We start from the raw sequence: 21,607 nt of genomic DNA, 5'->3' as shown, positions 1-21,607 counted from the left end.
CGTCGCGGTTCATGACTCGGGCGCTTCCCGACATGACGCCGAAATTCGCCCGCGAGGTGCTGGGCGTGACCGCCGCCGCCACTCCGGCCGAGGTGCGCCAGGCCTTTCGCGACGCCGCCAAGCGCGCCCACCCCGACGCCGGCGGCGACGAAGGCGCCTTCCGCCAGGTGGTCGAGGCCTATCGCCGGCTGCAGGACGGACCGGACGTCGACACCGAGGTCGCCCAGGCCGGGCCGCGCAAGCCGCGCGAGCGCTCGCTGGAGATCTCGCCTCGCGTCGCCCTGGAGGGCGGCGAGACCGACCACCGCCTGGCAGACGGCCGGCTGATCCGCCTCACCCTGCCTCCCGGCCTGCGTTCGGGCGACAAGGTGCGCGCGGCGGGGACCGAACTCTCCGTCTATATCCGCGCCCAGGACGGCATGCTGGTCCGCGGCGACGATCTCTGGATCACGGCCAAGGTCGCGCCCGCCACGCTCAGGAAGGGCGGCCGCATCAGCCTGGAGACCCCGATGGGCCGCCGCAGCGTCTGGATCGACCGGAAGGCCGCCGAGCGGGGCCTGGCGCGGATCGACGGCCAGGGCCTGCCCGCGCGCGCCGGACGGCCCCACGGCCACCTCTTCGTGCGGCTCGCCGCCAGGACCGGCGCGACCGACAGCGCCGCGCTCACGCTCCTGCGCCGCTTCGCCGCCGCCTGGGCCGCATGACGGGGATTTAAGCGGCGACCCCGGGGCAGCGCGGCTAACATCGCGGAAAATCGGAACGAGAGGGGGGAGGCGATGCGGGCATCCCTGGCCGCGAGCGTGATAGCGACCGCTCTGAGCGTAGCGTTCGGGGCGCTGGCGGGGCCGGTGGGCGAGCGCCACCTGCAGGCGTCAGATGCCACGGCGGCGTTGCGGGACGCCGAACACCGCACGACCGTGCGGGTCACGGTCTGGTACCCGGCCGCTGAGGGCGCGAAGGAAGAGCGCATCGACCTCGGCCCGCCAGGCAAGCCTCTGTTCGTCGTCGGCGCCGTCGCGCCCGACGCGCCCTTCGCCGACGCGAAGGTGCGGCCCGTGATCCTATTCTCTCACGGCTTCGGCGGAACCGCCCGGATGATGGGCTGGTTCGGCGTGCCGCTGGCGCGGGCGGGCTACGTGGTCGTGGCCGTCGACCATCCCGGCAACAACGGCCTCGACAAGATGACGACGCCCGGCGCGATCCTGTCCTGGACCCGCGCCGACGATCTGGCCGCGGCGCTTGGGGCGGCGAAGGCCGATCCCGAGATCGGCCCGCGCATCGACGGCGCGAAGGTGGGCGTGTCGGGCTTCTCGGCGGGCGGCTTCACGACCCTTGTCTCGGCGGGCGCTCGGCCGGAGATGTTCCGCTTCGTCGCTTTCTGCCGGCGGCATCCCGAGGACGGGGTCTGCCGGCCGCAGAAAGAATACGCCCTCAGCATGGACGACGCCGAGAAGGCCCTGAAGTCGCCCGAGCTGGCCGGCGCGGTCGCCCACGCGGGTGACGACCACCGGATTCCAGGCGTGAAGGCGGCTTTCGCCATCGCGCCAGCCATCGTCCAGGGCCTGACGCCCGAGAGCCTGGCGTCGATAAAGGTCCCGACAGCGATCCTGCTGGGCGACGCCGATCCCGTCGCGCCGCCGGACACCAACGGCCGCGTCGCCGCGCGGATGATCCCCGGCGCCGAGGTCAGGGAGCTGCCGGGTGTCAAGCACTACGACTTCCTGTCGACCTGCACCGACGCCGGGCGCGCCGTCACGGAGCTCTGCCGCGACGAGCCGCCCCAGGACCCGACCCACCAGGCGGCGATCGACATGGCGCTCGACTTCTTCGGCCGCACGCTGGGCGCGCCCTAGGATTGGTGGCGGCGCGCGCTTCGGCTAGAAGCGCGGGGCCATGAGCCACAACACCTTCGGCCACCTCTTCCGCGTGACCACCTGGGGCGAGAGCCACGGGCCGGCCCTGGGCTGCGTGGTCGACGGCTGCCCGCCTGGAATCCCGCTGACCGAGGCCGACATCCAGCCGTGGCTCGACCGCCGCCGTCCGGGCCAGGGCAAGTTCGTCACCCAGCGCCAGGAGCCGGACGCCGTGCGCATCCTCTCCGGCGTGTTCGAGGACGAGAAGGTGAAGGCCCGCTACGGCGGCCAGGTCACCACCGGCACGCCGATCTCGCTGATGATCGAGAACGTCGACCAGCGCAGCCGCGACTATTCCGAGATCGCCCAGGCGTTCCGGCCCGGGCACGCCGACTACGCCTACTTCGCCAAGTACGGCGTGCGCGACTACCGCGGCGGCGGCCGCCAGTCGGCGCGGGAGACCGCCGCACGCGTGGCCGCCGGCGCCATCGCCCGCAAGATCCTCGAAGGCGTGACCATCCGCGGCGCCGTGGTCCAGATCGGCCCGCACGCGGTCGAGCCCGGGCGGATCGACTTCGACGTGACCGGCGACAACCAATTCTGGGCGCCCGACCCCGAAATCGTGCCGGTCTGGGAAGCCCATCTGGAGAAGGTGCGCAAGGCCGGCTCGTCCACCGGCGCCGTCGTCGCGGTCGAAGCCACCGGCGTGCCCGCGGGCTGGGGCGCGCCGATCTACGGCAAGCTCGACGCCGAGCTCGCCGCAGCGCTCATGTCGATCAACGCGGCCAAGGGCGTCGAGATCGGCGCCGGGTTCGCCGCCGCCGCCCTTTCGGGCGAAGAGAACGCCGACGAGATGCGGATGGGCAACGACGGGCCCGTCTTCCTGTCCAACAAGGCGGGCGGGGTGCTGGGCGGCATTTCCACCGGCCAGGCGGTGACCGCGCGGGTGGCCTTCAAGCCTACCTCCTCGATCCTGACGCCGCGGGCCAGCCTGAACGAGGCCGGAGAGGAGATCGAGCTTCGCACCAAGGGCCGCCACGACCCCTGCGTGGGCCTGCGGGCCGTGCCCGTGGTCGAGGCGATGACCGCCTGCGTGCTGGCCGACGCCTTCCTGCGCCACCGCGGCCAGGCCGGCGGCGGGGCGTTCCGCCCGGGACCATCCGGCAGTTGAGCGGATTCAACCGAACGGTCCGAGGGACGGCAAACCTCTGATCGCAATGAGCGTTTCCGATTTGGCAACCCCGATATTCGATTGACCGGGTAACGTGGGTCACCTTAATCAGCGCCACCCTCGCTCAGCGCCTCGTGCAGAGATGAGTCGCCCCGCCTGAACCGACCCGGTAGATCGGACTTCGTGCGTTACGACCTGCTGAAGATCCTTCTCGTGGACGATAACCACTACATGCGGGTTCTCCTCGCCGAGATCCTGCGTGCGATCGGCGTGACGCACATCTACGAGGCCAATGACGGCGCCCAGGGTCTGCAGATGATGCGGGACCACGACATCGACATCGTCATGACCGACCTGTCGATGCAGCCGCTGGACGGCATCGATTTCGTCCGCCTGCTGCGCAACTCGCCCGACAGCCCGAACCAGATGGCGCCGGTGATCATGGTCACGGGCCATTCCACCTTCGCCCGGGTGAACGAGGCCCGCGACGCGGGCGTGAACGAGTTCCTGGCCAAGCCGTTGACGGCGCGGGGCGTGATCGAGCGCCTGCACCAGGCCATCGAACATCCACGGCCCTACATCCGCAGCGCCGACTATTTCGGGCCCGATCGGCGGCGTCGCAACGATCCCACCTACAAGGGGCCTCGCCGCCGGGCCAACGACCGCTAGTCGTTCAAAGGCTCAGCGCGCAGCTCTCGCCGATGGTGGGACGCGAAACCACAACCCGCGACAGCCCCGGGAACGTCGGCCTCAGGCGCTCGGCGAAATAGAGGCAGATGTGCTCGAGCGTCGGACGCTCGAGGCCCGGCTTGTCGTTGAGCAGGCCATGGTCGAGCTCGCCCGCCACGCTCTTCAGGGCCGAATCCAGGTCGGCGAGGTCGGCCACCCAACCCACCGGCTGGGCTTCGCCGCGCACGGTCGCCTCCACGCGGAACGAATGCCCGTGCAGGTTCGTATAGGGCCGGTGCTCGGGCCCTTCGGTGATGTAGTGGGCCGCATCGAACGTCGCGGCCTTGGTGATCTCGAAAATAGGAGTCGTCATGGGTCGTCGAAAAGCGGCGCCCGTCCGGCGCGCGGCGCTCTTACACGCTTCAACCGGCGCGCGCCATGCGCTGCGTCAAGCGATGCCGAGGTACTTGTGCGTCTGCATGCTTAGGCGCCAGCGCGGATGGGCGAGGCAATAGGCGATGGCGGCCTCGGTGTTGGCGGCGCGATCGGGCCCGTCCAGCGGCTGCAGCCGGAACGTCTCGAAGTCGAGGTGCTCGAAGGCGGCCGGATCGACGCCCGGCTGCGGATAGACCAGTTTCAGTTCCTGCCCGCGGGTCTGGACGACCGGCGCGTCGGCCTTGGGACTGACGCAAACCCAGTCGATCCCCGCCGGGGCCGGGAGCGTGCCATTGGTCTCCAGCGCGATGGAAAAGCCGCGCGCATGCAGCGCCGCCACCAGGGCGTCGTCCACCTGCAGCAGCGGTTCGCCGCCGGTCAGCACGGTGAGCCGGTCGTCCTGCCCGCCCGTCCAGGCCGCCTCGATGGCCGCCGCCAGCGCCGCAGCATCGGCGAAGCGGCCGCCGCCCGCGCCGTCCATGCCCACGAAGTCAGTGTCGCAGAAGGTGCAGACCGCCGAGGCGCGATCGGCCTCGCGCCCGCTCCACAGATTGCAGCCCGCGAAGCGGCAGAACACGGCCGGGCGGCCGGCCTGACCGCCCTCGCCCTGCAGGGTCAGGAAGATCTCCTTGACCGCGTAGCTCAAGGCGCCAGCTCCGGGCGGCCCTCGGCGACCCACTGCTCGAACCCGCGCGCACGCAACTCGCACGCCGGGCAGACCCCGCAGCCATGGCCCCAGGGGTGCAGCGTCCCGCGCTCGCCCAGGTAACAGGTGTGGGTGTCCTCGACGGTGATCGCCACCAGCGGCTCGCCGCCCAGCCCCTTGGCGAGCGCCCACGTCTGCGCCTTCGTCAGCCACATCAGCGGGGTTTCGACGCTGAAGTCCTGCTCCATGCCCAGGTTTAGCGCCGTCTGCATGGCGTCCAGGGTCGCGCGCCGGCAGTCGGGATACCCCGAGAAGTCCGTCTCGCACATGCCGCCGACCAGGGCCTTCAGGCCGCGGCGGTCGGCGAGCGCCGCCGCGTAGGCGAGGAACACGAGGTTGCGTCCGGGCACGAAGGTCGACGGCAGGCCCCGCTCGGTCATCTCGATCTCGCGGTCGCGGGTGAGCGCCGAGTCGGCCACGGCCCCGAAGCCGCGCATGTCCAGCATGTGGTCATCGCCGAGGCGGCCCGCCCAGGCCGGGAATTCCCGGGCCATGCGCGCGCGCACATGCCGCCGCGCCTCGAGCTCGACGGCGTGCTTCTGGCCATAGTCGAAACCCACGGTCTCGACGCGGTCGAACCGGTGCAGGGCCCAGGCCAGGCAGGCGGTCGAATCCTGGCCGCCGGAAAAGAGGACGAGGGCGCCTTCGTTCATCGGCCCCATATGGCCTGCGGGGCGCCACAGGGGAAGCGGACGCAACGTCAGGTTCGTTGTTTTCGGCGCCACACCTTGACCGCAATCCCTTACGCCACCCCGGATTCCGTTGACACGCGATAGTCACAGGCGGAGCTTCACGGCTCGCTGAACGGGGGGCCGCGCCGCCTCCCCGCAGGCGCACGTTTCGCGGCGTGACGGCGATCACGGGCCAGACACAAGAGCCCGGGCGCCCTGGGAGGAACAGATGTCTGATACCCGCAGTTTGCGCGGCCTGCTGGCCGTTGGCGTCTCGCTGAGCGCCCTTGCCGCCTTCGCCACGCCGGCGATGGCGCAACAGGCCGCCTCGGCCGGCAACGTCATCGAGGAACTGGTCGTCACGGCGCAGAAGAAGGAGGAAGCCCTCCAGGACGTGCCGATCGCCGTTTCGGCCTTCGACCAGAACGCGCTCGAGAAATCCAAGATCGACGGCGGCCCGAACCTGGTGCTGGCCGTGCCGAACGTGAACTTCTCCAAGGGGAACTTCACGGGCTACAACTTCCAGATCCGCGGCATCGGCTCGAAGCTGGTGGCCGCCTCGGGCGACGCCGGCACCGGCATCCACCTGAACAACGCCCCGCTGATCGCCAACAACCTGTTCGAGACCGAATTCTACGACATGGAGCGCGTCGAAGTGCTCCGCGGTCCGCAGGGCACCCTCTATGGCCGTAACGCCACCGGCGGCGTGGTGAACCTCATCACCGCCAAGCCCAAGGACGTGTTCGAGGCCAATGTCCGCGCCGAATACGGCAACTACAGCACCAAGAAGCTGCGGGGCATGGTCAACGTGCCGCTCGGCGACATGTTCGCCCTGCGCCTGGCGGGTTCGTACCTGAAGCGCGACGGCTTCGGCACCAACCTCGTCACCGGCAACGACGCCGACGACCGCGACCTCTACGGCATGCGCGCGACGCTGGCGTTCCATCCGACCGACAAGCTGCGCACCTGGCTGCTGTTCGATCACTTCGAGGAAGACGACAACCGCTCGCGGATCGGCAAGCAGTTCTGCACCAAGGACAACGGGCCCGCGAACGTCGGCGGCGTCGGCTACTCCACCGCCGCCGGCGGCCTGATCGGCCAGATCGAGCGCGGCCTCTTCAGCCAGGGCTGCTCGTCCACCTCGCTCTACTCGGCCAATGTGCTGGGCACGGTGAACTCGCAGGGCACCCTGGGCGGCCTGTTCGGCGCGCTGGGCGGCTTCCAGACCGGCGACGCCTACGCCGGCAAGATGCAGACGCCGAACATCCGCGACATCGAGTCGACCTTCGACCCGATCTACAAGTCCAAGACCGACATCTACGAGTTCAACGCCGAGTACGATGTCACCGACAACATCACGATGAACTGGCTGTCGGCCTATACCTACTACAAGCTCTACACGCGGCAGGACTACAACCGCTACACGCCGAGCACCGGCTTCAACACCACGCCGAACCCGGTGAACGCGTTCGCCGGGGTCCCCGGCTACGCCACCGCGATCTATCCGTCGCTGTTCCCGAACGGCGTGATCAGCGACCCGCAGAACGGCGCGCTGAACCGCTTCGCCACCAGCGACATCTCGTCGGCCTACACCGATCAGTGGAGCCACGAGATCCGGTTCCAGTCGAGCTTCGACGGGCCGTTCAACTTCAACGTCGGGGGCTTCATCACCCGGTACCGCTCTGACGGCGACTACTACGTGATGTTCAACACGGGGACGGGCTACTACCAGATCAACAACCTGCTCACGACCGGCAACCCGAACTGCGTCGGCGCGGCGCCCTGCATCAGCGTGGACCCCAACGCCGACCCGAACCGCAGCGGTCACGCCTACTACGACAACTACGGCCCCTACCGGCTCCTGTCGTACGCCGCGTTCGGCGAGCTCTACTGGCAGATGACGCCGACGTTCAAGTGGACCGCCGGCCTGCGCTACACGGTCGACGACAAGCGCGTCCGCTCGCACTCGGTCACGCTGGGCACGCCCGGCATCGGCCCGACGCCGAACGGCGACCTGAAGGTGAAGTTCAAGAAGCCCACGGGCCGGTTCGGCTTCGACTGGAAGCCGGAGCTCGACTTCACCAACGACACCCTGGTCTACGCGTTCTACTCGCGCGGCTATAAGGCCGGCGGCCTGAACCCGGCCTTCAGCCCGGGGATCGGTCTTGTGCCCACCTCGCCGATCTTCAAGCCGGAGTTCATCAACTCCTTCGAGGTCGGCACCAAGAACACCCTGGCCGACGGCACCCTGCAGCTGAACCTCACCGGCTTCTACTACGACTACAAGGGCTACCAGGTCTCCAAGATCATCAACCGCACCTCGATCAACGAGAACATCGACGCCGAGGTGAAGGGCGTGGAGATGGAGTCGATCTGGCAGCCGCTGCAGGGCCTGCGCTTCAACGCCTCGGTCGGCTACCTCGACTCCAAGATCAAGAACGCCAGCTCGATCGACACCTTCGACCGTACGCAGGGCAATTCGCTGCTGACGCTCGTGAAGTCGAGCAGCGCGTCCAACTGCGTGGTCTCGACGGCCGATGCGGCGACGGCGCTGACCATCGCCAACGCCACCAACCCCTACAATCTGCTGGGCGTCTGCACCCTGGTGTCGGCGGCCGGCGCGGGGACCAACATCGCCGGGTCGGGCGCGCTCGCGGCCGGCACCAACGCCTTCGGCGGGCTGGTCAGCGAGGGCGTCCCGGTGAACCTGAGCGGCAACGAACTGCCGAACTCGCCGCACTGGACCGTCTCGCTGGGCGCCCAGTACACGTGGATCCTGGGCGACTGGGACGCCACGCTGCGCGGCGACTACTACCACCAGTCCCAGACCTTCGCGCGGATCTACAACTCCAGCGCCGACCGGATCAAAAGCTGGGACAACGTCAACCTGACGCTGACGGTCACCAACAGCGACCTGGGCGTGGAGTTGGCCGGGTTCGTGAAGAACGCCACCAACGAGAAGGCGATCACTGACTTCTACCTGACCGACGACTCGTCGGGCCTCTACCGGAACGCCTTCTACACCGAGCCGCGCACCTACGGCGTCTCGGTCACCAAGCGCTGGTAGTCGACACCTCTCAGGACGCCTTTCGGGGGCGGCGGAGCAATCCGCCGCCCCTTTTTTCATGTCGCGAGGCGACACTTTTCACTCACCGGTATGCCAACGTTCGGATTTCACCGTTGCGCCAACCCTTACTGCACAAGGGATCGGTGACCATTGTTCGATTTTAACGGGACATTTCTAAAATGCGGTACTTTCGCCACACTCGGAAAAAAGCGGCGCGGGTTACGGCGTAAGTTATCGCTGTCCAGTTGACGTTTGCGCCGGCTGCGCTTGAGGGTCCGCGCCCCGGGCGCCTCCCCGCGCCCATTCCAACAAGACGCAACGCACGAGGCCGGCGGAGATCCCGCCGGACCCCGGGAGGACCTTCATGTCTCGCAACTCCGCCCCGCGCCGGGCGCTTCTCGCCGTCGGCGCTTCCGCCCTCGCCCTGGCCGCCTTCGCCCAGCCCGCCTTCGCCCAGTCGACCGACGCCGACAGCGTCAACACGGTCGAGGAACTCGTCGTCACCGCCGAAAAGCGCGAGCAGTCGCTGCAGGACGTGCCGGTCGCGGTTTCGGCCTACACCTCGGCCAAGCGCGACATCGTCGGCATGACCGGCATCCAGGACTTCGTGAACTTCACGCCCGGCATGAACTATTCGGGCACCGACCGGGTCAGCCTCCGCGGCGCCGGCCGTAACACCTTCTACATCGGCAACGACCCGGGCGTGGCGAGCTACACCGACGGCTTCTATTCGGCGAGCTCGTCCGAGCTCTTCAAGTCGCCGCTGTTCGTGGAGCGCACCGAGATCCTGCGGGGCCCGCAAGGCACCCTGTACGGCCGCAACGCCATGGGCGGCGCGCTCAACACCATCTCCAAGCACCCGGCGCGCGAGTTCGGCGGCGAAGTGCGCGGCGTCTACGGCAACTACGACCGCTACCGCGTCGAAGGCGTCGTCTCGATCCCGGTCGCCGACAACCTCCGCTTCAAGATCGGCGGCAGCAAGGAGAAGCAGACCGAGGGCTACATCAACAACATCGGCAGCGCGAACGAAGGCGCCACCATCAACCGCACCTACTTCGAGTTCCAGGCCGAGGCCGAACTCTCCGAGAAGTCGACGGCCTGGGTGCGTTACAGCCGCACCACCTGGGACGACACGCTGGGCGTCGGCGACCGCCTCGCCAACCTGATCACGCCCTACGACACGACCCGCGCCTTCCAGCCGATCGGCGGCCTCGTGACCAGCCCCGCGTTCGGCTACACGACGGCCAATCCGGGCGCCAGCGACCCCTACGTCCAGAACACCAACCGCAACGGCTACGGCCAGCTGCGCGGCAACCACCTGGTGACCGCCCAGGTGACCTACGACCTGGGCTTCGCCGACGTGAAGTGGATCGGCGGCTTCCAGAAGTACAACTACCAGACGGGCGGCGACTACGACGGCACCAGCCGCACGGGACCGATCACGGTGGCCGGCGTGCCCGGCGTCTACGTGGACTACACCACCGACTTCGACGAGCATAAGCGCTACTATTCCAACGAGGTGAACCTCACCTCGAAGTCGGACGGCCCGCTCACCTGGATCCTGGGCCTCTACCAGTACCACGAGAAGTACCGTCAGCGGATCCAACTGGGCGACCCGCAGCAGGTCCAGCTCGCGTCGCCCTACTACTTCGGCGGCATCAACCCGACGACGGGCGCGCCGATCCTGATCCCGGCTGCGGCCAACCCGACCCGCGACTTCGCCGACCAGAACGCCTCGCTGACGTCCGACGCCTGGGCGGTGTTCGGCCAGGCCAAGTACGAGCTCAACGAGCAGTTCGCTGTGACCGCCGGCCTGCGGTACAGCCACGACAAGAAGGACGGCACGGAAAGCCAGCGCCTGGTCCTCTACTCCCCGGCCGGCCCGTTCGGCCCGGCGCTGGGCGGCGCCCTGGCGTTCGACGTCTCCACCGACCTCGACCCCACCACGGCGGGCGTCCAGAACTCGCGCAGCCTCTCCAACTCCTGGGAAGCGCTGTCGGGCACGCTGAACCTCGACTGGACGCCGGACTCCGACACCCTGGTCTACGCCAAGTACAGCCGCGGCTATAAGTCGGGCGGCTTCCTGCTGGGCACGCTCGCGCCCGATCCGGAAGCCAAGAAGGAGACGGTCAACGCCTTCGAGGTGGGGACCAAGAAGACCATCGCGCGGACGCTGCAGATCAACGGCGCGGTGTTCTACAACGACTACAACGACCTGCAGATCAACCTGCAGCAGCTAAACGCCGCCCGCACGGCGTCGGCCAACAACTTCGTCAACGTCGACGCCCGCGCCTACGGCCTGGAGCTGGAGGCCGTCTGGCAGCCGATCGACCACCTGCAGATCAACGCCAGCTACGGCTACCTGAACACCAAGATCACCGACGGCTGCTGCTTCTACGATCCGGCCGACCCGTCGGCCCTGCTTCCCAGCGCCCGCCCGTCGGGCGGCACGGCGGTCACGAACAACGTGCTGCTGGTGTTCCAGGACCTGAAGGGCTCGCCGCTCTACCAGTCGCCGAAGAACAAGTTCGCCCTCAATGCGAACTACACCTTCGAATTCGAGCCGGGCTCGCTGACCTTCTCGGGCACCTACACCTGGACCGACAAGACCATCTACCAGCCGTTCGCCGACCCGGCTTTCGAGGTGCCGTCCTACGGCACGGCCGACTTCCGGGCGATCTGGCGTGAGGCCCAGGACCGCTACACGGTCATCGCCTTCATCAAGAACGCCTTCGACAAGCAGGGCTACACGTCCACCGGCTCGACCAACCCGACGGCGGTGTTCGGCGTCCCCAACCCGGGCCTGACGGTGAACGGCGTCCCCTATCTGGCGCAGACCGGCACGGCGATCACCCGCGGCCTGGTCGCCCCGCGCACCTACGGCGTGGAACTGCAATACCGGTTCTGATTGGCGCGTTTCCTCCCCAGGGCCGGCCCGGGTGAAGCGGACACCGCTCCACCCGGCGAAGCCCTAGCGCCGACTTCCGGGCGGCGGGCTGCACGGCCCGCCGCCCGCTTCTTTTCGACGCGACGTCAATTCCGAAACGGCCTTCGCGTGCAGTTTAACCTCTACGCAAGTGCTGGCAGCCACAATGCCGGGAAGGTTCCTGCGATTGCATAGGTCCATGTCGCTTCCCCAGTTCTTCGCCGAACGCGTCACGGCCGAGGTCCGTCAGCAGATGGAGGGCGTCCTGGCGCTCACCGAGCAGCTGGCGCGCCAGCGGCTGACTCCGGACGGCGAAGCGTGCGTGGCGGGCGTCTCCGAGGCCGCCGCGGGCGTTCAGCGCATCATCGATTCGGCGATGGACCTGCGCGCCGTCGCCTTTGACGGCCTGGTCCTCGACATCGGCCCGGTTCGCCTGCGCGAACTCATGGACGACATTCAGGACCGTTGGCATCCGCGCGCCGCCGCCGCGGGCGTGACCCTCCTCGTCTCCTACGATGGCGATCCCGAAGCCGCGGCCCTCGGCGACGCGCGGCGCCTCCGACAGATTTTCGACGGCTTCATCGGCGAGGCCGTGAGCGCCCAGGCGCGCGGCGCCGTCGAGGCCAGCCTCACCGCCCGCGCGACCGCCGGCGGCGTCAGGGTCGAGGGGCGCGTGCGCGGCCCTCGGGACGCCTCGTGGGACGCGCAGGACTTCGAGAGCCGCATCCGGAGCATCGAAGCGCGGTTCGGGCTGGAGGTCGCGCTCGAGGCCATGCTGGCCCGCCGCGTGCTGGAGGGCCTGGGCGGCCGCCTGCGCAAGGAAGCCAACGCCGGCGCCTCCGACACCGCGACGTTCGAGATCGACCTCGAATTCCTGCCCGACACCGTCGAGGAAGTCGTCCAGGAGCCGGGCCGCGCCGCCCACATCCTCGTGGTCGACGACAACGCCACCAACCGCATGGTCGCCCAGTCGCTTGTCGAGATGTTCGACTGCACCAGCGAGGCCGCCGAGGATGGCGAGGAGGCGGTGGAAGCCGTGCGGACGGGCCGCTTCGACCTGATCCTCATGGACATCAAGATGCCGCGCATGGACGGCGTGGCGGCCACGCGCGCGATCCGCGGCCTGCCCGGACGGGTTGGCGAAACGCCCATCATCGCGCTCACGGCCAACGCCGACCCTGATGACGCCGAAGCCTATCTCGCGGCCGGCATGAACGGCGTCGTCGAAAAGCCGATGAAGCCGGAACAGCTTCTGGCGGCCCTTCAGCAGGCCCTTGAGGAGTCCGGATCGGCCGCGGCGGCCTGATCCGTTTCAAACGCAACTTTCTTGCCGCGCGCGGGGCTATTGCGCGCGCCTCGGCAATCCCTTAGGTCGCGAGCTCCTGTTTCGGGGAGATTTATGTCGCAGGCGAAGTCCGGGGCGCCCTCACTGGAGGCCGTGCGTCAGCGCATCGATGCGCTCGACACCGAACTCTTGCGCCTGGTGGACGAGCGCGCGGGCCTCGCGCGGATCGTCGCCGACGCCAAGGCGGCCGCGGGCGACGCCGGCCGCTTCGCCCTGCGCCCCAGCCGCGAGGCCGCGATCCTGCGCCGCCTCATCGCCTCGAATCGCGCCGCGGCGAGCCCCGCGCTCATTGTCAGGATCTGGCGTGAGCTGATCGGCGACAGCCTTTCGGTCCAGGGGCCGTTCCACCTGGCCGTCTGGGGTGGTCGCGATCCTGGCCGCACGGTCGAACTGGCCCGCCACCGCTTCGGCGCCGCTCCGCCGCTCAGCCAGCTGGCCCGTCCGGAAGACGCCATCGCCCAGGCCAAGACGCCGGGCGGGGTCGCCATCTGCGCGCTGGGCGCCGAGAGCGCCTGGTGGGGCCGGCTGCTCGCCGAGCCCCAGCTCAAGGTCTTCGCCGCCCTGCCCTGCCTGGCCGCCTGGGGGCCCATGACGGCCCTCGCGGTGGCGGCTGTCGATGTCGAGCCGACGGGCGACGACCGCACATTCTGGGTGACCGACGCCCCCGGCCCGGGCGCCGGAATCCTCGACGCGCTCAGCCGTGACGGCGTGGCGGGCGACATCGTGGCCGAGAGCGGCGGCCTGCGACTGCTGATGCTGGCGGGCTACTATCAGCCGCAGGACGAACGCCTGGCCCGTGCGCCCGGCCGCCTGACGGGCGTCATCGGGGCTGCGCCCGCGCCGCTGGACGTGTAAGAGGTCGCCTCCGGCCGACCCGGCCCCGTCCAGTCTTCTGTCTGCGAATGCCTGACACCACCGAAACCCTCGACCGCGCCCGTGCGCCGCGCCCCATGCCCAAGCCGGGGATCCTCGACATCCAGGCCTATGTCCCGGGCAAGTCGCAGGCGGACGGCGTGGCTCATCCCATAAAGCTGTCGTCCAACGAGAACATCCTGGGCAGCAGCCCCAAGGCGCGGTCGGCCTTCATCGAGGCCGCCGACACGCTGAACATCTATCCCGACAGCCGGGCCAGCGGACTGCGCGCGGCGGTCTGCGCCCACTTCGGCCTCGAGCCCGAGCGGCTGGTGTTCGGCGACGGCACCGACGAGGTGCTGCACCTGATCAACCAGGTCTTCCTGGAGCCGGGCGACAACATCGTCATGGGCCAGTACGGCTTCTCCGCCTATTCGATCGGCGCACGCGCCTGCCAGGGCGAGGTCCGGCTGGCCGACGAGCCGGGCTACCAGATCTCCGTCGAGAAGGTGGTCGAGCAGGTCGACGAACGCACCCGCCTCGTCTTCATCACCCAGCCGGGCAATCCCACCGGCACCTTCATGACCGGCGACGAACTGCGCGCCCTGCACGCCGCCCTGCCCGCCAACGTCGTCCTCGTCCTGGACGGCGCCTATGCCGAGTTCGCCACCGACCCCCGCTTCGACGATGGGCTGGACCTCGCCCGCGGCCACGACAACGTCATCGTCACGCGCACCTTCTCCAAGCTGCACGGGCTGGCGGCGCTGCGTATCGGCTGGGCCTACTGCCCGGCGCCGATCGCCGACGCGCTGGATCGCATCCGCGCGCCGTTCAACACCTCCATCGCCGCCCAGCAGGCCGCCATCGCGGCTCTGGCCGACACCGAGTTCCAGCAACGCTCGCGCGATCTCGTCGCCGACTGGCGGCCCTGGCTGGCGCAGCAACTGGGGGGCATGGGCCTGGAGGTCGTGCCCTCGCAGGCCAATTTCGTCCTGGTCGGCTTCCCGGACACGCCCGGCCGCACCGCCCGTGAGGCCGAGGCGCACCTCGCCCGGCGCGGCCTGATCGTGCGCGGCGTCGCCAACTACGGCCTGCCGAACCACCTGCGGATCACCATCGGACTGGAAGAGCACAACCGCGCCCTCGTCGAGGCGCTGGCCGCCTTCATGAAGGCCTGACCCCGATGGCCACTCCGGTCTACGCGAAGGTGGCGGTGATCGGCTGCGGCCTGATCGGCTCGTCGGTGATCCGAGCGGCCCGTGAGGCCGGCGCCGCGGGCGAGATCGCCGTCGGCGAGACATCGGACTCCGCCCGCGAGCGGATCGCCGCGCTCGGCCTGGCCGACCGGCTCACCGCCGACCCCGCCGAGGCCGTCGCCGACGCCGACCTTGTCGTCTTCGCCGTGCCGGTGATGTCGATGGGCGCCGCCGCCGAAGCGGCCGCGCCAGGCCTCAAGCCCGGCGCCACGGTCACCGACGTCGGCTCGGTGAAGGCCCATGTGGCCGCGGCCCTGGCCAAGGCGTGCCCCGAGACCGTCCACGTGATCCCGGGCCACCCGATCGCCGGCACCGAGCAATCCGGCCCCGACGCCGGCTTCGCCGAACTGTTCCGCAACCGCTGGATCATCCTGACGCCTGAGGCGCGGGCCGACGAGGCCTATGCCGGCGCCGTCGCGCGCCTGACCGCCTTCTGGACGGCGCTGGGCGCCAACGTCGAGCAGATGGACGCGCGCCACCATGATCTCGTGCTCGCGATCACCAGCCACCTGCCCCACCTGATCGCCTACAACATTGTGGGCACCGCCGCCGACCTCGAGGAGGTCACCCAGGCCGAGGTGATGAAGTACTCGGCCGGCGGGTTCCGCGACTTCACCCGCATCGCCGCGTCCGATCCCACCATGTGGCGCGATGTCTTCCTCACCAACAAGGACGCGGTGCTGGAGGTGCTGGGCCGCTTCAGCGAGGATCTCCAGGCCCTCAGCCGCGCGATCCGCTGGGGCGAGGGCGACAAGCTGTTCGAGCTGTTCAGCCGCACGCGAGAGATCCGCCGCGGGATCGTGGCGCTCGGCCAGGAGAGCGCGGAGCCGAACTTCGGTCGCGATCGCGGCAAGCACTGATCGGCCACATTCCCGAAATACGTCCGTTACAGTCGGCGCGCTCAGTCCGCGGCTCCACCACGGGAGCTATATTCCACATGCACAGGTTTCTGATCGCCGCAGGCGTGGCGGGCCTTGTCGCCGCATCCGGCGCCGCCCATGCCCAGATGCCGGCGCCTGCCGACATCATCAAAGCGTGGGACGCGAACGGCGACGGCGCCGTGAGCAAGGACGAGTGGGTCGCGGCCGGCCGCCCCGCGGAACGCTTCGCGCTCGTCGACGCGAACCACGACGGCAAGGTCACCGCCGCCGAACTCGAGGCCGCCATGGCCAAGATGCGCCAGGGCGGAGCCCGCTGAGGCCTTCCGTCGCAGCCGGGTCGACAAGCGCTGCCATCTATCTGAAGATTCCGTGACATGCTGGACCGCGCATCGGCCCCGTCCGGCTGGGGGGGATTCGGATGGTCGGTCCGGGTGTACGCGAAGCCTTTGAGGCCATGACCATCGCAGGCGGCGGGGATCCTGCCGCGCTTGCGATCGGCTTGCGGCGAGACGCGACGGGCCTGGGCCTGAGGGCCCTGGCGGCCAAGACGCTCCATGTGGCGGTCGTCGCCCCGGAGCGTCTCATGGAAGTCTACGACAATGCGGCCGGGGGGTGGCTCGGCAAGCCGGTCCTCTCGGTCAGGCCGCCGCGCCACCTCGGCCAGCGCCTCGACCTGTCGCCCGAGTTCTGGAACGCTTTCTGGGCGCTGGTCGAGCTGCCCGCGGAGGCGCGCGACAAGGTGGCGTTCGCCGGCGCGACGGCGCGGCTCGCCGGCCTGCTGCCCGGAGCGCTCAACGTGCGGGTGGCCGAGGCGACGCTCGATTTCGCCGGCGTGCGCGAGGCCGCCGCGAATGGCCTGCCTGGGCGGTTCGAACTAGGAGACTTGAAGAGCTGTCCGGCGGGCTCCCTGGGCGCCGAATTCTATCGCCGGGCCGTGCGTCAGCCCTCCGAGTTGGAGATCCTGGACCGCGAGGCGCTCGGCCTCGACGACCTGCCGCCGCCGCTCGACTACGTCAACACCCGCATCCTGCAATGCCACACGCTCTGGCGCCTCGCCGCGGGCTACGGCGACACCGAGCTGGACGATGTCGCTCTGGCGGCGTTCCAGATGGGCCAGTTCGGCCACCAGTTCTCGGCCTTGCTCGTCGCCCTGGTCCTGGCGATGGCGGCGCTGCAACGGCCGCCGGGCGCCGGGCTGCTGCTCGATATCGTGTTCTCGGGCTGGGTGCACGGGCGCGACAGCCCGCCGCTGCTCGGCGTGCGCTGGGAAACGATCTGGCGCCTGCGCATGGACGAGGCGCGCGGGCAGCTGGGCCTTCGGCCCCGCGATCAGCGCCGGGCGCCCCACCCGGGCGCGGAGAGCCTCGCCGGCTGGATGCGACAGGCCAGCTGAGTCGACATGGGCGAGGGGCTGCGCACCGGCGAACACCTCGAGATCGACCGGCCGCGGCGGCTGGTGTTCACCTCCGCGGCGCCGCAGTTGGATCCGGGCTACACCCGCGTCGAGATCGCGCCCGCGCCAGGCGGCTGCGAAGTGAGCCTCATCCAGTCGACACGCCGGAGGAATGGTCGAGCCCTCGACCCTGGGCCGGACGATGATCCTGGGCGCCCTGGAGGCCACCTTGGCCAAGGATCCGGCAGCGTGAGCCCGCGGCGCACCGGGGACACGGAATCCAGTCCTGGCAAGGCCCTAGGGCTGCCGCGCGCCTAAGCCCCACCAACCTTCCTGGCCCATGAAGCAGGCGGCGGCCGAATTGAGAAGCTCCGGGAAGCCGGATCCCTCCAGCGAAGCCTCGACCAGGAGCTTGTCGTCGACCGTGATGCGGATCGATTTGGCGCGGCGCAAGGTGAAGAGCGCCTGGCTGTCCAGCGGATCGTCGAGCCTCATGTAGACGTCTGACGAATAGTCGGGCTTGAACCCGAAGCTGTAAGCGTCCGTCTCGACCTTTCCACGCCGACCGCGCGGCAGCTTGCCGTCCAGAGCGCCGACGGCGAGCCCCATCTGACCGAGCACTGCAATCACCTGGAGCTGCCGGTCCTCGCCGACCAGGGCGTGTGCGATGCAGACCTGACCTTCCTTGCCGGCCTCCAGGGCCCAAACCCCCTCGGCGTTATAGGCCGGCCCCTCGGCCGGGGCGCGCGCCACGCCTTGCCCCCACCAGCCCGCTTCGCCGTTTGAGCAGGCGGCCAATCCGTCGAGCACCTCATCGAGGCCAGCCTCGACCATGTCGGCCTCCAGGATCGTCACGCCGTCCACGCTGACCCGCACCTTGCGCGCCAACCGCAATGCCGCCACCTCGCGCGTCGTCAGGTTGCGCACCGTGTAGATGACATTGTCTTCCGTGCTGAGGGCGGGCTCGAAATCGAAGCTGTAGGCTTCGGTCGCCAGCGCGCCCGCCTTGCCGGGTCGCAAGGGGGACTTTGACTGGACGGCGAACGTTAGCTCGCCACGCGAAGCCAGCAGGATGAACTTGCCGCCGTCCCTTGTCGCCATTTCGCCTAGGCAGTCGCCGCTCTTCTGAACTTCAACGGACCAGCCGCCAGGCTTTTGCGTCGCCGCCGCTGCGCTGACCGCCGACGAGAGAGTCGCCAGAATCATGAAAACGAGCATCCGAAGCCGCACGCCACACCCCCTCCGGTCCAGACTGCGGCGAAGCATAGCCGCGACCGCGGCAGCGGTAAAGAACAAAGCACGAACTATCGGATCAGGAACTCGCCGACGGCCTCGATGGCCTCCACCAGCGTCACGCGCTGGAGCTCCACGCCCTCGGGCAGGCCCGAGAACAGGCGGGTGGGTGAGCTGGCGTCCAGCATGACGAAGCAGCCCTTGTCCTCGGCGCGGCGGATCAGACGCCCGAACGCCTGGGCGATGCGGGCGCGGGCGATGGCGTCGTCGTAGCTCTTGTTCCCGAAGCGGGCGCGGCGGGCCTTGTGCAGGATGTCGGGCCGGGGCCAGGGCACGCGATCGAACACCAGCAGCCGGAGCGAGCGGCCCGGCACGTCGACGCCGTCCCGGACCGCGTCAGTGCCCAGCAGGCAGGCGTCGGCCTCGGCGCGGAAGATGTCGACCAGCGCGCCCACCTCCAGCGGGTCGACGTGCTGGGCGTAGAGCGCCAGGCCCTTGTCGGCGAGCGGCGCGGCGATCCGCTCGTGCACCGCCCGCAGCCGGCGGATGGCGGTGAACAGACCCAGGCCCCCGCCCCCCGCCGCCAGGAACAGCTCGCGCATGGCGGCCGCCACCTGGCGCGGGTCGTCGCGGGAGACGTCGGTGACCACGAAGGCGCGGGACTGGGCGGCGTAATCGAACGGCGAGGCCAGCTTCAGCGTCTTCGGGCGGTCGGGCAGGCGGGCGGCGCCGGTGCGCATCTCGGCCAGGGCGAAGGGGTCGTCCAGCGTGGGGTCGGCCAGCGTCGCCGAGGTGACCAGCACGCCGTGCGCCGGGGCGATGACGGCGTTCGTCAGGGGCTCGGTGGGGTCCACCCAGTGGCGGCGGCAGGCGGCGTCGACGACGCGGCCGAACATGAAGCTGGCGTCGAACCAGTCGACGAAGTCGGGGTCGTCCTCGGCGTCCTCGTCGATGGCGGCCAGCATCGAGCGCCAGGCGGGCAGCTGCATCCGGGCGCGGCGGTCGAGGCCCCGCAGGGCGCCTTCGATCCGGGCCCGCTCCGATCCGGAAAGATGTTCAGATTCAACGTCTAAGACGTCCTCCAGGGCGCGCGCCAGGGCCAGCAGCGGCGCCTCGACCCGGGCCAGCGCCGCCGCCGCCGCCCGCGCGGTCTCGCGCACGAGGTCCAGCGCCGGGCGGGCCGCGCACTCCATGCCCACCTCCGACGGCGCCGCGCGGGCGCGCAGCTGCTCCAGCACCGCCACCAGGAAGGCCTCGACCTCGCCCACCGGGCGCACCTCCCCGTTCGGCGGAGCGATGCGGCCGCTCCAGCCCTCGCCCGGCAGCGCCGCCGCCGCCGACAGCGCCGCGCCCAGGGCGCCGCGCGCCTCCTCGCGGTCGCCCAGCAGGTCGCTCAACCGGGCTTCCAAGCCCCGCCCGCGCCGCCCGCGCCCCTCGGGCCCGCGGATCCAGCGGCGCAGCTCGGCCGCCTCCTGCCCCGACAGGGCGGCGGAAAAGGCGTTGTCGGCCGCGTCGAACAGGTGGTGGCCCTCGTCGAAGACGATGCGGCGCAGCTGGGTGGTCTCCGCATCGCCCTTGCTGCCGCGCGCCGCCCGCGCCCCGTCGAACGCCGCCTGGCTCAGCACCAGGGCGTGGTTGGCGATGACGATGTCGGCGCGCCGGCTCCCCCGGATCGCCTTCTCCACGAAGCAGGCCCGGTAGTGCGGACAGCCGGCGTGGACGCATTCGCCGCGCCGGTCGACGAGGTTGGCGGGGCTGGCCTGGGCCGCCGGCGAGACGGCGAACAGGGCCGGCAGCCAGGCCGGGAAGTCGCCGCCGGTCATGTCGCCGTCGCGGCTGGCCCGAGCCCAGCGCGCCGCCAGCCCTATGCCCACCAGGTCGGCCCCGCCAAGCTGGGCGGCGTTGGCCAAGTCCTGGAAGTTCAGGAGGCACAGGTAGTTCTCGCGCCCCTTCCTCACCACCGCCTTCCTGGCCCGGACCTTGTCGTCGGGCCAGACGGCGCGGCTCTCGCGCTCGATCTGGCGCTGGAGCGCGCGGGTGTAGGTGGAGACCCAGACGGCCGGGCCGTTCAGCTCGGCCCACAGCGAGGCGGGCGCGAGGTAGCCCAGGGTCTTGCCGACGCCGGTGCCGGCCTCGGCCAGCATCATGTTGGGCTCGCCCTCGTGGTCGCGCGGCTGGAAGACGTAGGCGGCCTCGGCGGCGTAGTCGCGCTGGGCGGGCCGCGCCTCGTCGAGGCCGGCGGTCTGCAGGAGCGAGGCGAGGCGCCGCTCGGCCTCGCCGGGCGCCAGCGGCTTGCCGCCCGGCTCGCCCACGGGGGCCTCGGCCTCCCACTCGGCGATGCGGGTCCAGACGTCGAGGCCCGAGGAGCGGAACTGGTTACCCGCCGGCGCCGAACGCAGGGCGCCCAGCACGGGGACGCCCCAGGCCCAGCCGCCGCGCGCCAGCGTCTCGGCCACCGCCAGGGCCTCCTCGCGGCTGGGCGTGGGCGCAGCCGCCAGCTCGTCCAGCAGGGCGGCGGCGGCCTCGCGCAGCACCGCGGCCTGTTCGGCCGGGCCGTGGGGCTCGGCCAGGCCCAGCGCCTGGGCCAGCCCCGCCGCCGAGGGGGCGCAGAAGCGCGCGGGGCGGACGAAGGCGAACAGCTCCAGCACGTCGAACAGGCGCGGGCCCCGCGGCGGGGCGTTGAGTCCCAGGCGCCGCGCCGTCATGGCCGCGTGCGCCACCAGCACCGGGGCGGTCTCAAAGAGGTCGCGCGCGTCGGGCGGCCGGACGAGCTGCGCCGGCCCCTGCGGCGGCGCGATGGCGCAGCGCGGCCCGGGAAGCACCACCAGCGCCGGGGCGAGGGAAAGCTGCTGAGTCTGCGGGGGGAGAGTCACGCAGGCGAGGTTAGCGGCGGGCGGGAGCGAACGGAAGGGGAACCGATTCTTCTTCGGAATTGGGTGTCGTGTCGCCCGACGCCGAGATCACCGGGCGCCCGCGCGAAAGCTGGGCGTTCGTCCGAGGGCAACAGCGCGTGCTGGGCCGCGAGCTCGGACCAGACGCTCGACGATAGATGGGGGTCGCGAAGCGTTGGGCTCGCCGCCGAACCCCGTCGGGGTGGCGAGGCCGTCCAGCTGGAGGCGGCTCGTTCCCGGCCGGCTCGGAAGCCGGGA

General features: G+C 70.2%; 17 protein-coding genes. 12 read left to right on the top strand and 5 right to left on the bottom strand.

Annotation, left to right across the window (positions count from 1 at the left end; translation table 11 throughout):
• Positions 1–32: 32 nt before the first annotated feature.
• The 4 genes from GC203_RS21145 to GC203_RS21130 all read left to right on the top strand — a co-directional run bounded on the left by GC203_RS21145 (position 33) and on the right by GC203_RS21130 (position 3,693).
• Positions 33–704, top strand: a complete 672-nt coding sequence (locus GC203_RS21145) for a J domain-containing protein (RefSeq protein WP_293458601.1) — start codon at positions 33–35, stop codon at positions 702–704.
• Positions 705–800: 96 nt separating this feature from the next.
• Positions 801–1,853, top strand: a complete 1,053-nt coding sequence (locus GC203_RS21140; protein WP_293458600.1) for a prolyl oligopeptidase family serine peptidase — start codon at positions 801–803, stop codon at positions 1,851–1,853.
• Between the two features lie 40 nt (positions 1,854–1,893).
• Positions 1,894–3,024: a chorismate synthase gene (gene aroC / locus GC203_RS21135; protein WP_293458598.1), complete on the top strand. Its 1,131-nt coding sequence runs from the start codon at positions 1,894–1,896 to the stop codon at positions 3,022–3,024.
• A gap of 183 nt (positions 3,025–3,207) precedes the next feature.
• Entirely contained in the window at positions 3,208–3,693 is a 486-nt protein-coding gene (locus GC203_RS21130; RefSeq protein ID WP_293458596.1) for a response regulator, read from the top strand.
• Positions 3,694–3,697: 4 nt separating this feature from the next.
• Here the strand turns inward: GC203_RS21130 and GC203_RS21125 are convergent, their stop codons facing one another.
• The 3 genes from GC203_RS21125 to queC all read right to left on the bottom strand — a co-directional run bounded on the left by GC203_RS21125 (position 3,698) and on the right by queC (position 5,496).
• Positions 3,698–4,066, bottom strand: a complete 369-nt coding sequence (locus GC203_RS21125; RefSeq protein WP_293458594.1) for a 6-carboxytetrahydropterin synthase — start codon at positions 4,064–4,066, stop codon at positions 3,698–3,700.
• A gap of 75 nt (positions 4,067–4,141) precedes the next feature.
• Positions 4,142–4,774: a 7-carboxy-7-deazaguanine synthase gene (gene queE, locus GC203_RS21120; RefSeq protein ID WP_293458592.1), complete on the bottom strand. Its 633-nt coding sequence runs from the start codon at positions 4,772–4,774 to the stop codon at positions 4,142–4,144.
• Positions 4,771–5,496 carry a 7-cyano-7-deazaguanine synthase QueC gene (gene queC / locus GC203_RS21115; protein ID WP_293458626.1) on the bottom strand — a complete coding sequence of 242 codons (726 nt, stop codon included), beginning with the start codon at positions 5,494–5,496 and terminating at the stop codon, positions 4,771–4,773. The genes queE and queC overlap by 4 nt, the downstream gene beginning before the upstream one ends.
• A gap of 238 nt (positions 5,497–5,734) precedes the next feature.
• Between queC and GC203_RS21110 the strand changes: the two genes are divergently transcribed.
• From GC203_RS21110 to GC203_RS21075, 8 genes are all read left to right on the top strand, one after another.
• Entirely contained in the window at positions 5,735–8,572 is a 2,838-nt protein-coding gene (locus GC203_RS21110) for a TonB-dependent receptor (protein WP_293458590.1), read from the top strand.
• 364 nt (positions 8,573–8,936) lie between these two features.
• Positions 8,937–11,480 carry a TonB-dependent receptor gene (locus tag GC203_RS21105; RefSeq protein WP_293458588.1) on the top strand — a complete coding sequence of 848 codons (2,544 nt, stop codon included), beginning with the start codon at positions 8,937–8,939 and terminating at the stop codon, positions 11,478–11,480.
• 217 nt (positions 11,481–11,697) lie between these two features.
• Positions 11,698–12,804: a response regulator gene (locus tag GC203_RS21100; RefSeq protein ID WP_293458586.1), complete on the top strand. Its 1,107-nt coding sequence runs from the start codon at positions 11,698–11,700 to the stop codon at positions 12,802–12,804.
• Between the two features lie 93 nt (positions 12,805–12,897).
• Positions 12,898–13,698, top strand: coding sequence for a chorismate mutase (locus GC203_RS21095; RefSeq protein WP_293458585.1), 801 nt, complete (start codon positions 12,898–12,900; stop codon positions 13,696–13,698).
• A 47-nt stretch (positions 13,699–13,745) separates the two neighbouring features.
• Positions 13,746–14,873 (top strand): histidinol-phosphate transaminase, encoded by a 1,128-nt coding sequence (gene hisC / locus GC203_RS21090; RefSeq protein WP_293458584.1) that lies wholly within the window; start codon positions 13,746–13,748, stop codon positions 14,871–14,873.
• Between the two features lie 5 nt (positions 14,874–14,878).
• Positions 14,879–15,811, top strand: coding sequence for a prephenate/arogenate dehydrogenase family protein (locus GC203_RS21085; protein WP_293458582.1), 933 nt, complete (start codon positions 14,879–14,881; stop codon positions 15,809–15,811).
• Between the two features lie 77 nt (positions 15,812–15,888).
• Positions 15,889–16,149: an EF-hand domain-containing protein gene (locus GC203_RS21080; RefSeq protein ID WP_293458580.1), complete on the top strand. Its 261-nt coding sequence runs from the start codon at positions 15,889–15,891 to the stop codon at positions 16,147–16,149.
• Between the two features lie 137 nt (positions 16,150–16,286).
• Positions 16,287–17,225 carry a Coq4 family protein gene (locus GC203_RS21075; protein WP_293458578.1) on the top strand — a complete coding sequence of 313 codons (939 nt, stop codon included), beginning with the start codon at positions 16,287–16,289 and terminating at the stop codon, positions 17,223–17,225.
• A gap of 297 nt (positions 17,226–17,522) precedes the next feature.
• On the opposite strand, the gene GC203_RS21070 is transcribed toward GC203_RS21075, so the two are convergent.
• Together GC203_RS21070 and GC203_RS21065 are read right to left on the bottom strand one after the other, a co-directional pair.
• Positions 17,523–18,455 (bottom strand): hypothetical protein, encoded by a 933-nt coding sequence (locus GC203_RS21070; protein WP_293458576.1) that lies wholly within the window; start codon positions 18,453–18,455, stop codon positions 17,523–17,525.
• A 74-nt stretch (positions 18,456–18,529) separates the two neighbouring features.
• Complete coding sequence (locus GC203_RS21065) at positions 18,530–21,331, bottom strand: ATP-dependent DNA helicase (RefSeq protein ID WP_293458574.1); 2,802 nt, start codon at positions 21,329–21,331, stop codon at positions 18,530–18,532.
• Positions 21,332–21,607 lie beyond the last annotated feature (276 nt).

It is taken from the genome of Phenylobacterium sp. (genome assembly GCF_016124325.1).
Taxonomy (GTDB): Bacteria; Pseudomonadota; Alphaproteobacteria; order Caulobacterales; family Caulobacteraceae; genus Phenylobacterium.
Note: the sequence above shows the minus strand (reverse complement) of the source record. Positions and strands in the feature narration are given on the sequence as shown.

What these genes read in the sequence shown, in the direction of transcription:
- GC203_RS21145 (WP_293458601.1), top strand. Translation starts at nt 33, where the DNA reads ATGACGCCGAAATTCGCCCGCGAGGTGCTGGGCGTGACCGCCGCCGCC.
- aroC (WP_293458598.1), top strand. Translation starts at nt 1,894, where the DNA reads ATGAGCCACAACACCTTCGGCCACCTCTTCCGCGTGACCACCTGGGGC.
- GC203_RS21125 (WP_293458594.1), bottom strand. Translation starts at nt 4,066, where the DNA reads ATGACGACTCCTATTTTCGAGATCACCAAGGCCGCGACGTTCGATGCG.
- queC (WP_293458626.1), bottom strand. Translation starts at nt 5,496, where the DNA reads ATGGGGCCGATGAACGAAGGCGCCCTCGTCCTCTTTTCCGGCGGCCAG.
- GC203_RS21110 (WP_293458590.1), top strand. Translation starts at nt 5,735, where the DNA reads ATGTCTGATACCCGCAGTTTGCGCGGCCTGCTGGCCGTTGGCGTCTCG.
- GC203_RS21105 (WP_293458588.1), top strand. Translation starts at nt 8,937, where the DNA reads ATGTCTCGCAACTCCGCCCCGCGCCGGGCGCTTCTCGCCGTCGGCGCT.
- GC203_RS21100 (WP_293458586.1), top strand. Translation starts at nt 11,698, where the DNA reads ATGTCGCTTCCCCAGTTCTTCGCCGAACGCGTCACGGCCGAGGTCCGT.
- GC203_RS21095 (WP_293458585.1), top strand. Translation starts at nt 12,898, where the DNA reads ATGTCGCAGGCGAAGTCCGGGGCGCCCTCACTGGAGGCCGTGCGTCAG.
- hisC (WP_293458584.1), top strand. Translation starts at nt 13,746, where the DNA reads ATGCCTGACACCACCGAAACCCTCGACCGCGCCCGTGCGCCGCGCCCC.
- GC203_RS21085 (WP_293458582.1), top strand. Translation starts at nt 14,879, where the DNA reads ATGGCCACTCCGGTCTACGCGAAGGTGGCGGTGATCGGCTGCGGCCTG.
- GC203_RS21080 (WP_293458580.1), top strand. Translation starts at nt 15,889, where the DNA reads ATGCACAGGTTTCTGATCGCCGCAGGCGTGGCGGGCCTTGTCGCCGCA.
- GC203_RS21075 (WP_293458578.1), top strand. Translation starts at nt 16,287, where the DNA reads ATGACCATCGCAGGCGGCGGGGATCCTGCCGCGCTTGCGATCGGCTTG.